The organism is Paenibacillus sp. Root444D2, from assembly GCF_001426375.1.
Classification (GTDB): domain Bacteria; phylum Bacillota; class Bacilli; order Paenibacillales; family NBRC-103111; genus Paenibacillus_E.
On sequence record NZ_LMEO01000052.1, the window covers coordinates 120,818 to 134,958 of the forward strand.

Here is a 14,141-nt window from a genome sequence, read left to right on the forward strand (position 1 = left end):
CATTTAATCATCATATGAGAAAACCCGCCAGATCTATCCATGATTTCCCTTAAATGATCGGTCGCCTTATATAAAAAGAAGCCCTCCTTTGATCTCCAAAGGAAAGGCTTCATACTGATACTTTTCTAAGCGTCCTTGACATGAGTTTGGTCGAAGTTAGGCGGATTGAACCAGTTGCCTCCGCTTGCCACCCAGGTGGAATCTAGCGGTACCCAGCGATCCGACTCTTTCAGGTAAACCTCATTCCAAGCGTGAGGACCGTAGCTGCCCTGCCCATCGTAGCCTAGTCCAGTCACTACTTTCACATCAAGGCCGATGGATCTGGCCATCTGTGCATACAACCTGGAGTAGTCTATACAAACTCCTTCGCGGGTGTTGAAGGTATCCTCCGGCGTCTGTTCCTTCCAGATTCGTTTCTCTTCATAAAGGGTTACCTTATTCCAATCATATTTGACGTAGTTGCCTACCCATTTATACAACAGCTTGGCCTTCTCTTCATCCGTCTTCCCACTGGCGGTTACTTCTTTGGCTGTATCTGAAATATTGCCTGGAATTTTCGCGTCTAGAACTTCATACTTACGCTGCAGGATATTCGTAAATTCCTGTTCAACAGCACGTGTGAACACTGGCACTTTGTCGGCAATGAAGTCACCCGTGAAGGGTGAAATGACTTCTTTTGCACCTTTCTGATACATCTGGGATGATTCAATATAAGGTGTGACCAAAGAGTGCGGGAATAACGTTACATAAATGAAAAGCACAGCAATAAGTATGAGGGCCCTAGCGAATCCTGCGACAGAACCAATGGCTCCACCAGACACAGAACTAATAAAAGAGTTGCTGCGCTCTCTGTAAGGATCACGATTAGCCAACCAACCTCCTAGCAAAGGATCAACCAATAGGTTCAGCAATTGCTTCACGATCATATAGCCAAGTAAAAACAGTACACCGAAACGCAGCAGCGGGAAATCACGGATACTCGTCATGACTGTATAATAAGTTTGTTTAAGCATGCTTATCTCTACGGATGGAATTTGTAAATTCTGTCCTTTCAGCCAGGTTTGAATCATTGGCGATACCCACTGGACCCCTTTCCACGCGATAAACATGGACAGGATGACGATAACCGCCTCCACGAGCATAGACAGAAGATGTTTGGCAGAACCTGAACCTCCCCGGAAAAATCCTTGAACGACAGAGCCTGCAAATGTGAGAACGATCACGATGGATATTAAATTTATCGAAGTTGATTGTAACCACGTCATATCCGTCATGATTCCTCACCATCCTATTTTAATAATCATATTACTCTACTTACTGCTTAGCGTTTTTCTTTGCTTCCTCGATGAAAGCATTAACGGCTGCGTTCGCGTTCATCTTAAACGTTTTACCAAGAAAGGTGACTTGTACTTCATCCGTCCCAGCTTTGCCTTCCACCTTCAAGCTCTTCGTCGTAATGAGGAAGGAACCATCGGGATTCGCTTTAAATTGGGCATCTTTAGCTTCCGAGGTCAACGTACTGACCGCCTTATCTTTGATTTCATCCCCAACTTGCGAGACCACGCTTGCCCCAATATCCTTTATTTTATCCTTATAGCTCGCTCCATAAACGACAAGAGCCCCAACAATCGCAATGACCAGAATCCATTTCACCACAGTTTTCACAATACCGATCACGATAAAAAGCACAATAATAGCGGCCACAATTAAGTACCAACGATCCTGCGCAAAGGAAATCCACTGATCCAAACTAACCCCTCCTATTTATCCAAAAGTCCCTTCCTATCATACTACAGGGAATCCTTAATCTTCATCTCTTTTTTTCCTTAACAGGGCTAACTTACGTTCGATCTCCTCTGTTTTATCGATTCTACTTCTCGTCTTTCGAAAAGACTGTCTCAACCGAAAAACCAGGAAAATAGCCACGCCGGCAAGTAAAACAATCACATATGCATCCATAAAGCCTCCTAAAAACAGAATTGTGTCATTTGTATGGAAAGGTCATATCTATGGGACGAGCGGCGTACATCTTAAGAAGAGACAAGTCTAAAAGATTGAGGTGGTGAGAACATGCGAACGGCTATTTGGTTGTACTTATTTATGTTTGTTGCTTTTTTTGATTTACACGCGCAGTACCCGATTCTTTCTCCCTTCGCCTTATCTTTAGGAGCAGCTCCTTCCTTTATAGGGCTAATTATGGGCGTATACTCGATCACACACTTGCCTGGGAATCTGATCGCTGGTTATGGCGTAGACAAATACGGAAGTAAAATCTTTATCGTCTTTAGCCTGATTGTAGCAGGGATCATCTTACTTTTTCAATCCAATGTGAAAGATCCTTGGCACTTGCTATACATTCGTTCGATTAGCGGATTCGTGCTCGCCTTCTTATCTCCTGCCTGCTTATCGTTGCTTGCACGCATAGCTAGGGATCGCATACATCAAAGTAAACTGATGGCTGGCAACGGTCTCATACATACCCTTGCTTCCGTGGTATCTCCAGCGGCAGGCGCTGTATTAGTTGCCAAAATCGGTTTCACAACTGCCTTCTCCGTCTTAGGTTGGATTCTGATTATCACAGGCATACTTGCCATCTTCGGTGTGAAAGAAAAGCAGCTTTTAGCCCAAACAGGGAGCAAATCTCCCATCTTAGATCACCATGGTCATGGCATGCTGGGTGATGAATCAGATGTACCCGCCAGCGTAACGATTCCATGGTTATTCTTTCTCATTCCGATGGCACTCTCCTGCTCACAAGGCATTCTTTTCTTTGAGCTTCCACTTATGCAGTCGGCCAGAGACTCTATTCTAACGTCCGGCGTTTTTTTCACTTTAATCAGCTTAGGCGCCCTGTTAAGCATCAGCTTCTGGTTCTTAAATAAGATTCCTCCGTTTATTCGAACGGTCTGTGGAAGTTTATCACTTGCAGTCGTTTTCTTCGGTTTAGCCATTCAGTGGCCGATACCGCTCACCGTTTCTCTTTTCCTAATCGGAATGGCGAAAGGAGTCATTTATCCCGCTCTTGCTGCTCTTCTTGCCGGCATAACAAGCAGCAATCGATATGGACGCGTCTTTTCCCTTCTTTCCATCTCCTATTCCGTCGGCGCTTTTATCGGTCCAATGATGGCCGGACAGCTTCGCGACCACATTTCCTCTTACTTCATCGCGTTTTTCGTCTTAATGTTAGCACTTTCCCTCTTACCGCTGCGCACATTTAAAACGCCAATCACAACGTAATTGCCAGTTAAATGGCGGCTTGAGCTTATCAAGCCGTCTTTTGCGCTGTCAATCCCTGTCATTTCCCGGGAAATGAGAGCATCATATTTGCCTAATCGTCGAATGAAATTCTTGGATCACTTGCGAAAACGGGTTATACTACAAAAAAACCTAAAGCGAGGAAATCTCATGTCGATTGTAATCATAGTAGAAGGAAAAAATGATAAAAGCCGATTAAAACGCGTGGTTGATGAAAGTGTCCTGATCTTGTGTACATTCGGTACCCCCAGCTCATTAACTCTCGAAGACCTGAGGAAAAAAGCGGACGACAATCATGTGTTCATATTTACGGATAATGATGCTTCCGGCAAAAAGATCCGATTTCTATTGCGAGAAACGTTTCCAGATGCAGAACACATATATACGCGTAGAGGGTATGCTGGCGTGGAAGGAACACCTGAGGAATACATCATTCAGCAATTAGAAAAAGCAGGGCTGGATGAGTATATCAAATACCCTGCTCCAGACCCTGCTTTTGAATAGTTAATACGATGAAGGATTGACTTACTTTCCTTTAGATAAGGTCACGACATCTTTGACAATATGGTCAACATCCAACTCTGGATTGCTTGCATCATAATAATTCCGGAGTTTTCCTTTTGGGTCAACCAGCAAAATTGCATTGGAATGCGAGAAATTACCATCTTTCTCTTTAACCACCATAATGCCAAAATCTTCAGCAAGCTTGTGAATCTTCGATTCCTCACCACGGAGGAATGTCCACCCGCCCGGAACTGGCTTCGATTCAAATCGGTTACCGAATTCTTTAAGCACTTCCGGTGTATCTCGCTTTGGATCGACTGTTATGGAGACAATTTCCGCTTTAGTACCCAGTAAGTCTTTTTTCTTCAAGGATTCCTGAACCTGAGAAAGCAAGAATGTCGTCGGCATACAAACATCCGGGCAAAAGGAATAAAAGAAGTAGACAAGTCTAACCTTACCATCCATATCTTGCGAGGTAACAGTTTTGCCATCTAAGTCCTGCAGTTGAAACGAAGGAGCTTGTTTCATTGCTGTTAAACGTTGGTCCGGTTCACTGCTGTTAGCCCATAATTTATAGGCAAATGATGCAATCATGGCAATTAAAATAGCGCCCAGCGCTAGCTTAAACCAATTTTTCCCTAAAAACGTACTCATGACTTCAGCCCTCAATTCTAACTAATTTTCACGGTATCTATGACCATGAGGAACGATAAGAGAGTTAAATACAATAGTGAAAACAAGAACATACGCTTAGCCCATACCACTTCGGCCTCACCTGTTGCCTTAAAGCCTTTGATACTCATGAAAGCCCAAATCAATCCTAAGATGGTTGATGCGAATAAAAACATGTAACCTACATATCCGTAAGCCGTTAACATCACAGTTACAGGTACAAGTAAAACCACATAACGCACCATACTGATTTTGGTTACGTAAGTCCCCTTCACGACGGGTAAAAGCGGGAATCCTGCAGCGCGATATTCTTCCATTCGGCGAATCCCAAGAGCCCAGAAATGCGGAGGCTGCCAGAGGAATAAGAAAGCAAAAAGGAGAATAGCACCTAGATCAACCGTACCACTTACAGCACAGTATCCAATAACGGGAGGAGTAGCGCCAGAGAATGCCCCAACGAATGTACTCCAAACCGAAGTTCTCTTAAACCATGCTGTATAAAGCCAAACATACAAGAACAATCCAATCAGTCCGATCAACGTTGCAAGCGGGGATTCCGCTCCAAAATATAGGACTCCTAAACCGATGGTCCCTAAAATAATACCGTACCATAGAACGACATTCGCACTCATTCTCCCACTTGGAAGAGCTCTATTTTGCGTCCGCTCCATCTTTGCATCCATTTCACGGTCCAAATAATTGTTGAGTACCGTTCCTCCTGCCATGACAAGAGCAGTTCCTAGCATGGTCATAATAAGGTGTACCCAGCTTACATCCCAATGGGCAGCAACCCAGTAGCCAGCAAAGGCCGTCATTAAATTAGAATAAATAATGCCTGGCTTTACCAAGCGGTAGAAATCTTTCAAGGTCACCGGCTCAGCCGATGCTTGTATATTGCTAGCTTCTATGGATTCTGTCCCAATGGACCCTTGTGACGAACCGTTCGAAACGCTTTCGTAGCTAACTTGATTTTCCACGTAAACGTCCTCCTCTATGTCGAATTTCCGAGCAAACTGAATAATGAACATTCTCATCATACCAACCCTTACATCGTTTGACAATGAAGTGCAGTCAGTTGTCATCATATTGTCGATTCTCCTTCCAGTATGCGTGGAAAATGATCGGAACATTCGATTGTTATATAAAAAGGAGCCCCCAAGGGCCCCTTCCATGTTTAATCCTATTATTTATTAACCAAGAGTGGCGTTAATGCAAATAAGTTTCGGCGAATATCATGCCATGCCTTCGTCATAGCCAGTTGTAATTCCCAAGCATGTCTTCCCATGACGGTGACGATTAAACCGTATTTATACGTAAGACTGGCTCCAATGCGGACCTCTATACCCTCAAGCTTTTCAAGACTCTCCAGTACTTTCTCGAGATGCAGCTGTTTAAGTCGATCCGAGAAAATGTATAGATTGCCGAGATGTGTTTCCCGCTCCCAGCAACCTGGCGCTGATAGCTGCATAGTTTGCGGTTCAATTCTTTGATTCTGATAAAAAATCAATTCCTTGCCATGACAAACTTTCATACGATTCACATAACGGGAGTACTGAAATATTTCGCCTCGCTGCGTTCGTCCCGGGCAACATACGTCCGAGAAAATCAAGGCTGACCCTGGTGATAAATGAACATCCATTTCTGCGACTAGGCTTGCTTCCTTATAGAGCATTATAGGTTCTGGGATGTATTCCAGCAGCGCGTCAGCTTCCAAATGCAGCGTCTGACGCTGCGTACTTCCGTGACCAACCTCAGACGGATGAACCTTCGTGAACGATTGGTTCGTTAGAAAAACACGTGCGCCCTCCCTAAGGCGCACGTTGATTTCGTAATGATCTCCCGACATGAGTCCTGGGGAGCAGTCCATCATATAGACGCCCAATTGATCCGCAGGATGGGCGTCCTGGATGAGCGTTTCGTTCTCGTAACGAAACGTTTTGGCGATTTTGAGCGGGGAGGCGTGGTATTTGTGGACGAGCTGCGTCAAGCCGCTGCGTACTGCAAATTCCGCCTTAATCTCCCCGGTCACACTAGGCATGGCTGAACTCCTGTTCCACCCATGTGACAATATCGTTAAGCCCTGTGCCGCCCATCAGGTTTGAGAAAATATACGGACGGTCGCCGCGCATCTTCTTCGTATCCGAATCCATCACTTCCAGGCTGGCGCCTACATACGGTGCTAGATCGATTTTGTTGATTATGAGCATATCAGAACGCATAATGCCAGGTCCGCCTTTGCGCGGTATTTTCTCCCCTTGGGCGACATCTATAATATAGATGAAGCGATCCACCAGCTCTGGGCTGAACGCTGCAGCCAAGTTATCGCCGCCGCTCTCGATGAAAATAATATCGAGATTATCGAATCGCTTCTCCAGCTCTTCAATAGCTTCGAAATTCATCGAAGCATCCTCACGAATCGCTGTATGCGGGCATCCGCCTGTTTCTACCCCAATAATGCGGTCCTCGGGCAGTGCCTCGGAGCTAATCAAAATTCGGGCATCTTCCTTTGTGTAGATATCATTCGTAATCACCGCAATACTGTAGCGGTTGTTGAGTTTCCGAGCCAGACGCTCCACTAGCGCTGTTTTACCAGAACCAACAGGCCCGCCGATCCCAATACGCATGGGGCGACTCCGATCCACCGCTGGTTTTTCCCATTGGTGGTGATGGTGACCTTGACCTTGACCTTGACACATAGTCATTCCTCCTAAAATTATGATTAGGGCAAAATTGCCTTTACGAGTTACAACATTAAGACATGAATAAACGCGAATACAGCGTTTCGTGCTGCATCATGGCCAGATCTGCGGCTGGTGAATTTGTGTAAGCATCCAAGGGATCCAAATGCGCTACACGCTGCCACTCGCTTCCGGTCAAAGGAATCAGTTTCGCAAGAAGAATTTGTCCTTGAGTTTGCCCCATGGACATGAGTCTGAGCGCACTGTTGATGCAGGTCATGATACAGCTGTAAAGATAGCCTTCCGCCGCTTGATGTAAGGGCACACCGAGGTGATAGCTCACCCATGCATGAACAATCGGATGATTGGAGCTGCAGCGACCGGCTTTCACAGCTTCGTCCAGAGGCTGCCAGTTCAGCTCGGGGTACATCGAGCGCGATAGTTGGAGAAGCCTGCGGCCCATCTTTTGAACGCCGCTCCTCGCTTCACTCGATACACGCTGCACATGCAGCATGTGATCGATCTCCCAGAGCTGATCCCATTCCTCCCTTGGAATATGGGTATAGGCAGCTTTGATTACCATCGCATCTGACGTTGCCCAGCTATTAGCGAGCATTGTGCGAATATAAGCTTCGAGCTCTTCAATCGTTGTTAATCGCTCTTGCTGAACGAGCGTTTCCAAACCAAAGGAATGTGAGAATCCGCCAATAGGCAATGCTGAATCTAGAAGTTGTTGATAAGCAAGCCAGTGAAACCTCGGCGTCATCTCTTCAATGAATGTCGTTGTCTTTGTTGCCATCGCTTTTATGTCGTCACCTCGATCGCGGACTTCCCACTCTTTTAAAATAAGAAATATAACTGCGCCATTGGCAGCTCGGTCGCCGGTTCACATGTAATGGCTTCCCCATCAACTTTCACTTTATAGGTCTCTGGGTTTACTTCAATGGAAGGTGTGCCGTTATTATGAATCATGTCTTTCTTCGATATATGACGACACCCTTTCACAGGCTCAACACGCTTTTGGAGCCCTAATTTCTCAGCGATGCCGCGATCATAAGCTGCTTGAGAGACGAAGGTAATCGAGCTCTGCGTCAAAGCTTTACCAAAAGCAGCAAACATCGGACGTCCAAATACAGGCTGCGGCGTTGGAATTGATGCGTTCGGATCTCCCATTTGCGCATAAGCAATGCTGCCGCCTTTGAGCACAAGATCCGGCTTAACCCCGAAGAACATCGGGCTCCATATGACAAGATCTGCGAACTTTCCAGGCTCAATGGAACCGACAAGGTGCGAAATCCCATGCGTAATCGCTGGATTAATCGTGTACTTGGCGATATAACGTTTAATCCGGAAATTGTCGCCTTCTTCTGTATCGGGAGCCAGCGGCCCACGCTGTTTCTTCATCTTATCGGCCGTTTGCCATGTACGAATAATGACCTCGCCAACCCGCCCCATTGCTTGGGAATCTGAGCTTAACATGCTGAAGACACCTAGATCATGAAGAATATCCTCCGCAGCAATCGTTTCCGGGCGAATTCGAGAATCCGCGAAAGCAACATCCTCGGGAATACGGCTGTCCAAATGATGACACACCATGAGCATATCCAAATGCTCTTCAATCGTGTTGATCGTATACGGACGTGTCGGGTTTGTTGAAGACGGGAGTACGTTAAGCTCAGCAGCCGCACGGATAATATCCGGCGCGTGCCCCCCGCCTGCTCCTTCAGTATGATACGTATGAATCGTACGGCCCTTAATGGCTGCGAGCGTATCCTCGAGAAATCCCGCTTCATTTAATGTATCGGTATGAATAGCTACTTGAACATCATAGTGGTCCGCTGCTTCGAGACAAGTGTCGATTGCTGCCGGCGTCGTTCCCCAATCTTCATGAAGCTTCAAACCAATAGCTCCCGCTTCAATTTGTTCCGTCAACGGAGCTAGAAAAGAAGCATTACCTTTGCCCGTAAAGCCCAAGTTCATGGGAAAAGCTTCTGCTGCCTCCAGCATACGCTGCAGGTGCCATGCTCCTGGTGTGCAAGTTGTGGCATTCGTACCTGTAGCAGGCCCTGTTCCTCCACCAATCATCGTCGTCACGCCAGAAGAAAGCGCCGTTTCAATTTGCTGGGGACAAATAAAATGAATGTGAGCATCGATCCCGCCCGCGGTTACAATTTTACCTTCACCCGCAATGACTTCCGTACTTGCGCCCACGATCATATTGGGATGCACGCCATCCATGATGTCCGGGTTCCCCGCTTTACCGATACCCACGATATGACCGTCCTTGATGCCGATGTCACCTTTGACAATACCCCAGTGGTCAATGATGACAGCATTCGTTATCAGGGTATCTAGAACGCCTTGGCCACGGGTTGCACCGCTAGATTGCCCCATCCCGTCGCGAATGACCTTACCGCCGCCAAATTTACATTCATCACCGTAGACGGTGTAATCATGTTCGATTTGTGCCCAAAGCTCGGTATCAGCCAAACGAATGGCATCTCCCGTTGTAGGCCCGAACATCAGCGCATAACTTTTACGATCTATTCGATTCACCAGGCTTTCCCTCCCACGCTTGCCATCTTTCTCTCGCAGCACTTGACATATTCCCCTTAGCTGCTAAGCCTTTACTTAAGTTATTTAGTCCATAAGAAAGTTTGGCTCCGCCAAGTTCAACGAGCTGTATAGGTTTCTGTTCCCCCGGCTCAAAACGGACAGCCGTTCCAGCGGGAATGTCCAATCGCATGCCGTAGGCTTGTTCTCTCGTGAATTCCAATGCTCTGTTCACTTCAAAAAAATGAAAATGCGAACCCACCTGAACGGGACGATCTCCTGTATTCGTAACGATAAGATCAATCGTTTGTCTTCCTATATTCATTTCAATATATCCCTTGACTGTTCGATATTCTCCTGGAACCATCTTCTCGCCCCTTTCGATTATTCATTATAGTTAGGTTATTGGTTCGTGTACGGTAACTAATTTAGTACCATCAGGAAACGTAGCCTCTACCTGAACCTCATGAATCATTTGAGGTACACCTTCCATAACTTGCTCCGCTCTCAGAATCGTTGTGCCGAATGCCATTAATTGTGCAACGGTCAATCCATCCCTTGCTCCTTCCATAATCTCGGATGTTAGCAGCGCTATGCTTTCGGGATAATTCAGCTTCAAGCCTCTGGCAAGTCTTCGGCGTGCAAGATCAGCAGCCACAGTAATGAGCAGCTTTTCTTTTTCTCTCTCCGTTAAATGCACATCTTCACCTCATTAAAATCCGAATATTGGTAATCCTTTATCCTTATTATATTCGTGTATTCCAAGATTGTAAATCATTAATGTTAGATATAATGACATCAAACCAACAATTTCTGAAGTTATTTTCCGTATTTTATGTGATTTTCACAAAGGAATAACTAATTTTTGTGCGCCACTAACAAAAAAACCTTTATAAATGTCATATATGTTGACACTAACTTGTTTCGCACTTTATCATAAGCCTTGTAATCCAAATCTTGTAAACAAAGGGAGTGGGACGTGAATGAGAGAGATACGAAACAAAGGTAAGCTCACAGTCGCTTTGAGTATGGCTTTGATGATGGTCATGGCTGGCTGTGCAAAGACGGAGCCAACTGCATCCACGACAACTACACCTATGGCTACCAAAGCCGCAGAAGCTAAAGCGGAGACGAAGGATGAAACAGTACCTGTTGGGATTCTTCACTCACTCACAGGCACCATGTCCATTAGCGAAGTATCTGTAAGAGATGCTGAACTTATGGCGATTGACGAAATTAATGCAGCTGGGGGACTCTTAGGTAAAAAAATCAAGCCTGTGATTGAAGACGGTGCATCCGATTGGCCGACTTTTGCAGAGAAAACGAAGAAGCTACTGCAAAAAGACAGCGTCGTAACGATATTTGGCTGCTGGACATCTGCCAGCCGCAAAGCCGTGCTTCCGGTCGTCGAACAAAACAAAGGCTTGTTGTGGTATCCGGTACAGTATGAAGGCGTGGAATCATCACCTAATATCTTCTACATTGGCGCAACAACGAACCAACAAATTATTCCAGCAGTAACTTGGCTTCTGCAAAACAAAGGCAAGAAATTCTACCTTCTCGGCTCGGACTATGTATTCCCAAGAACAGCCAACAAAATTATTAAAGAGCAGTTGAAAGCTGAAGGCGGATCGCTAGTTGCCGAAGAATACACACCACTTGGACACACGGACTACAATACAATCATTAGTAAAATCAAAAAAGAGAAGCCAGACGTTATTTTCAATACGCTGAACGGCGACAGTAACGTAGCCTTCTTCAAGCAATTGAAAGATGCAGGCATTTCATCCAAGGATCTAACAACAATGTCCGTAAGTATCGCTGAGGAAGAGGTTCGCGGTATTGGAGCATCCGTTCTAGATGGACACTATACAGCTTGGAATTACTACCAAACAACAGATACACCTGAGAATAAAAAATTCGTCGAAGCTTACAAAGCTAAATACGGCAAAGACCGTGTTACGGATGATCCGATCGAAGCTGGTTACACAGCCGTGTACTTATGGGCTGCTGCTGTTAAGAAAGCAGGATCCTTTGACGTAGAGAAAGTGAAAGCTGCTGCCAAAGGTATCGAGTTTAACGCACCTGAAGGTAAAGTGGTTATTGATGGAGAGAATCAACATATTTCCAAAACGGCACGTATCGGTCAAATTACGGCTGATGGCCAAATCAAAGAAATATGGAACTCCGGCCAACCACTCAAACCAGATCCTTTCCTCAAAACATACCCTTGGGGCGGAGAAGTAACGAAAAAATAAAGGTAGTTATTGAGGCCAGGACTGCCTAACAGCAGTCCTGGATTTCACCAAATATAAGAATTTATATGTTTCACACGATAAGTCGGCTATATTTCTGGATAAACGCCCCCGTCCAAGAAGGACGGCGTAGACGTTTATTTTGTTTACTCGGGGTTCACTGGGAGGGATTGACATGAGTCTGCTGTTTCTTCAATTATTTAACGGTCTAAGCCTTAGCTCCATTTTGCTGTTGATCGCCATAGGTCTTGCGATTACATTCGGCTTGATGAATGTTATGAATATGGCACATGGCGAATTCATCATGATTGGCGCCTACATGGCTTATCTAGTCCAGCAGTGGTTCCAGAAGTTTCTACCGGCTTCCGCTTTCGGATGGTATTTCATCGTATCGATAGGTGTTGCGTTTGCGGTAGCCTTCTTTGTCGGTTGGCTGCTCGAAGTTTTTCTCATTCGATTCATGTACGGCAGACCGCTAGACAGCCTGCTTGCTACTTGGGGAGTAAGCCTTGCGTTGCAGCAGCTTGCGCGCACCATCTTCGGTGCTCCTAATGTGGCTGTTAAAGCACCCGAATGGTTGGAAGGCGGACTTCATCTATCGGCCGACCTCATTCTCCCCTACAAGCGCCTCTTTATTATTGCTTTGGTTGCGTTATGTATCTTGGTGATTTATATGTACCTGTACCACTCTGCCGGAGGAAGACGCATGAGAGCTGTTATGCAAAATCGCGAAATGGCTGCTTGTCTCGGTATTTCCACACGGAGAGTAGATGCTCAGTCCTTCGCTTTTGGCTCCGCTATGGCAGGAATTGCCGGATGCGCCTTAACGCTGCTTGGACCTATTGGACCAACCATAGGCACTTACTATATTGTGGATGCGTTCATGGTTGTTGTACTTGGTGGAATCGGCAAACTGATTGGAACCGTTGCGGGAGCATTAGGTATTGGGGTTTTCAATACAGCATTGGAATACACAACTAGTGCTACGCTTGGTAAAGTACTTGTCTTTACGCTCATAATCGCCTTCTTGCAATGGAAACCGATGGGACTTGTGACGATCCGTTCAAGATCCTTAGATTGAAGAAAGGATGTGGCATCTTCCATGCTCTTAACGGGACAATCCAAGCTTAAATTGTTTGTCTATGCCGTTTTTTTGATCGCTATCGCATTGGCTCCTCTGTTCATGTCAGACTTCCGTCTTTCCCTTCTTGGCAAGTTTCTCGCTTATGCCATCATTGCCATGGGAATTGATCTCATTTGGGGATATACCGGGATTCTTAGCCTCGGCCATGGCGTCTACTTTGGACTTGGCGCTTATTGTATGGCCATGCATCTTAAGCTCGCCGCGACGCCAGATCAGCTGCCCGATTTCATGTCATGGAGCGGTGTTGAGAGATTACCCTGGTTCTGGGTTCCTTTCCATAACGCAGGCGCTGCATTTCTTCTCGCTCTCATCGTTCCAATGATCGTTGCATTCATTTTAGGATACTTTACATTCCGCAATCGCATTAAAGGTGCTTTCTTCTCCATATTATCTCAAGCGCTAGTCATTATTACCGTCACGTTATTTGTTGGTCAACAAGGCTATACAGGTGGAACTAACGGACTAACCAATTTCACCACCTTTCTTGGCTTAAATCTGCAATCACAATCTACGAAATTATTATTTTTCTATCTCACTTTAGCTATTGTTATTGTCGTTCTTATCCTATGCAGCCTGCTCGTTACCAGTCGCATGGGAAACATCCTCACAGCCATTCGTGATGGGGAAAATCGGGTTCGCTTTATTGGCTACAATCCAGTCACCTTTAAAGTATTCATTTACTGCGCTTCAGCAGGATTAGCCGGACTTGCCGGTGTTCTCTTCGTCCTTCAGGAAGGCATTATCTCACCCGCACAAATGGGCATTGTCCCTTCCATTGAAATGGTTCTTTGGGTGGCAATCGGGGGGCGCTCAACGATCGGAGGCGCCGTTCTTGGAGCATTAATCACCAACGCAGCTAAAACAACGTTTAGCGAAGCTTACCCCGCTTGGTGGCCTATTATGCTCGGTGCCATGTTCATTATTGTAGTACTGCTCCTACCTAAAGGTATCGTTGGTACAATTGCACACTACACCTCCAATTGGAAAAAACCCGTGCTTCCTAAGCCGATTTCTTCATCGCAAGAAGCAAGCTAACCATACACCACATCCTTAATGTTATGAAATTTGAAGGGGGAACAT

16 protein-coding genes are annotated in these 14,141 nt (G+C 45.8%); 5 read left to right on the forward strand and 11 right to left on the reverse strand.

Features of this window, described 5'->3' with window-relative positions; genetic code table 11:
- Positions 1-125 precede the first annotated feature (125 nt).
- The 3 genes from ASD40_RS34015 to ASD40_RS37650 are packed head-to-tail and all read right to left on the reverse strand — an operon-like array spanning position 126 to position 1,959.
- Entirely contained in the window at positions 126-1,274 is a 1,149-nt protein-coding gene (locus tag ASD40_RS34015) for a transglutaminase domain-containing protein (protein ID WP_057307576.1), read from the reverse strand.
- 40 nt (positions 1,275-1,314) lie between these two features.
- A complete protein-coding gene (locus ASD40_RS34020; RefSeq protein WP_057307577.1) occupies positions 1,315-1,749 on the reverse strand; it encodes a hypothetical protein in 435 nt (144 codons plus the stop codon).
- Positions 1,750-1,803: 54 nt separating this feature from the next.
- Entirely contained in the window at positions 1,804-1,959 is a 156-nt protein-coding gene (locus tag ASD40_RS37650; protein ID WP_156390273.1) for a hypothetical protein, read from the reverse strand.
- A 111-nt stretch (positions 1,960-2,070) separates the two neighbouring features.
- Between ASD40_RS37650 and ASD40_RS34025 the strand changes: the two genes are divergently transcribed.
- Together ASD40_RS34025 and ASD40_RS34030 are read left to right on the forward strand one after the other, a co-directional pair.
- Positions 2,071-3,237, forward strand: a complete 1,167-nt coding sequence (locus ASD40_RS34025) for an MFS transporter (RefSeq protein WP_057307578.1) — start codon at positions 2,071-2,073, stop codon at positions 3,235-3,237.
- 168 nt (positions 3,238-3,405) lie between these two features.
- A complete protein-coding gene (locus ASD40_RS34030) occupies positions 3,406-3,759 on the forward strand; it encodes a toprim domain-containing protein (RefSeq protein WP_057307579.1) in 354 nt (117 codons plus the stop codon).
- A 21-nt stretch (positions 3,760-3,780) separates the two neighbouring features.
- On the opposite strand, the gene ASD40_RS34035 is transcribed toward ASD40_RS34030, so the two are convergent.
- The 8 genes from ASD40_RS34035 to ASD40_RS34070 form a co-directional block, all read right to left on the reverse strand.
- The gene (locus tag ASD40_RS34035; RefSeq protein ID WP_057307580.1) at positions 3,781-4,413 is read right to left on the reverse strand and encodes an SCO family protein; all 633 of its coding nucleotides are present in this window, start codon (positions 4,411-4,413) and stop codon (positions 3,781-3,783) included.
- Between the two features lie 17 nt (positions 4,414-4,430).
- Positions 4,431-5,408, reverse strand: coding sequence for a heme o synthase (gene cyoE / locus ASD40_RS34040; RefSeq protein WP_235549492.1), 978 nt, complete (start codon positions 5,406-5,408; stop codon positions 4,431-4,433).
- Between the two features lie 206 nt (positions 5,409-5,614).
- Complete coding sequence (locus ASD40_RS34045) at positions 5,615-6,469, reverse strand: urease accessory protein UreD (protein WP_057307581.1); 855 nt, start codon at positions 6,467-6,469, stop codon at positions 5,615-5,617.
- Positions 6,462-7,127 (reverse strand): urease accessory protein UreG, encoded by a 666-nt coding sequence (gene ureG / locus ASD40_RS34050; RefSeq protein WP_057307582.1) that lies wholly within the window; start codon positions 7,125-7,127, stop codon positions 6,462-6,464. Before ureG ends, ASD40_RS34045 begins: the two co-directional genes overlap by 8 nt.
- A 55-nt stretch (positions 7,128-7,182) precedes the next feature.
- Positions 7,183-7,908, reverse strand: a complete 726-nt coding sequence (locus ASD40_RS34055; RefSeq protein WP_235549493.1) for an urease accessory protein UreF — start codon at positions 7,906-7,908, stop codon at positions 7,183-7,185.
- Positions 7,909-7,949: 41 nt separating this feature from the next.
- Complete coding sequence (ureC, locus tag ASD40_RS34060; protein WP_057307740.1) at positions 7,950-9,632, reverse strand: urease subunit alpha; 1,683 nt, start codon at positions 9,630-9,632, stop codon at positions 7,950-7,952.
- Between the two features lie 13 nt (positions 9,633-9,645).
- Entirely contained in the window at positions 9,646-10,029 is a 384-nt protein-coding gene (locus ASD40_RS34065) for an urease subunit beta (protein WP_057307583.1), read from the reverse strand.
- Positions 10,030-10,059: 30 nt separating this feature from the next.
- Positions 10,060-10,362: an urease subunit gamma gene (locus ASD40_RS34070; RefSeq protein WP_029194808.1), complete on the reverse strand. Its 303-nt coding sequence runs from the start codon at positions 10,360-10,362 to the stop codon at positions 10,060-10,062.
- Between the two features lie 283 nt (positions 10,363-10,645).
- Between ASD40_RS34070 and urtA the strand changes: the two genes are divergently transcribed.
- From urtA to urtC, 3 genes are all read left to right on the forward strand, one after another.
- Positions 10,646-11,920, forward strand: a complete 1,275-nt coding sequence (gene urtA, locus ASD40_RS34075; protein ID WP_057307584.1) for an urea ABC transporter substrate-binding protein — start codon at positions 10,646-10,648, stop codon at positions 11,918-11,920.
- Positions 11,921-12,092: 172 nt separating this feature from the next.
- Positions 12,093-12,998 carry an urea ABC transporter permease subunit UrtB gene (gene urtB, locus ASD40_RS34080; protein WP_057307585.1) on the forward strand — a complete coding sequence of 302 codons (906 nt, stop codon included), beginning with the start codon at positions 12,093-12,095 and terminating at the stop codon, positions 12,996-12,998.
- Between the two features lie 21 nt (positions 12,999-13,019).
- Positions 13,020-14,096, forward strand: coding sequence for an urea ABC transporter permease subunit UrtC (gene urtC / locus ASD40_RS34085; protein WP_057307586.1), 1,077 nt, complete (start codon positions 13,020-13,022; stop codon positions 14,094-14,096).
- Positions 14,097-14,141: the final 45 nt, after the last annotated feature.

Coding starts and splice junctions, on each gene's coding strand:
- ASD40_RS34015 (WP_057307576.1), bottom strand. CDS start 1,274: ATGACGGATATGACGTGGTTACAATCAACTTCGATAAATTTAATATCC.
- ASD40_RS37650 (WP_156390273.1), bottom strand. CDS start 1,959: ATGGATGCATATGTGATTGTTTTACTTGCCGGCGTGGCTATTTTCCTG.
- ASD40_RS34025 (WP_057307578.1), top strand. CDS start 2,071: ATGCGAACGGCTATTTGGTTGTACTTATTTATGTTTGTTGCTTTTTTT.
- ASD40_RS34030 (WP_057307579.1), top strand. CDS start 3,406: ATGTCGATTGTAATCATAGTAGAAGGAAAAAATGATAAAAGCCGATTA.
- ASD40_RS34035 (WP_057307580.1), bottom strand. CDS start 4,413: ATGAGTACGTTTTTAGGGAAAAATTGGTTTAAGCTAGCGCTGGGCGCT.
- ASD40_RS34045 (WP_057307581.1), bottom strand. CDS start 6,469: ATGCCTAGTGTGACCGGGGAGATTAAGGCGGAATTTGCAGTACGCAGC.
- ureG (WP_057307582.1), bottom strand. CDS start 7,127: ATGTGTCAAGGTCAAGGTCAAGGTCACCATCACCACCAATGGGAAAAA.
- ASD40_RS34055 (WP_235549493.1), bottom strand. CDS start 7,908: ATGGCAACAAAGACAACGACATTCATTGAAGAGATGACGCCGAGGTTT.
- ureC (WP_057307740.1), bottom strand. CDS start 9,632: ATGTTCGGGCCTACAACGGGAGATGCCATTCGTTTGGCTGATACCGAG.
- ASD40_RS34065 (WP_057307583.1), bottom strand. CDS start 10,029: ATGGTTCCAGGAGAATATCGAACAGTCAAGGGATATATTGAAATGAAT.
- urtA (WP_057307584.1), top strand. CDS start 10,646: ATGAGAGAGATACGAAACAAAGGTAAGCTCACAGTCGCTTTGAGTATG.
- urtB (WP_057307585.1), top strand. CDS start 12,093: ATGAGTCTGCTGTTTCTTCAATTATTTAACGGTCTAAGCCTTAGCTCC.
- urtC (WP_057307586.1), top strand. CDS start 13,020: ATGCTCTTAACGGGACAATCCAAGCTTAAATTGTTTGTCTATGCCGTT.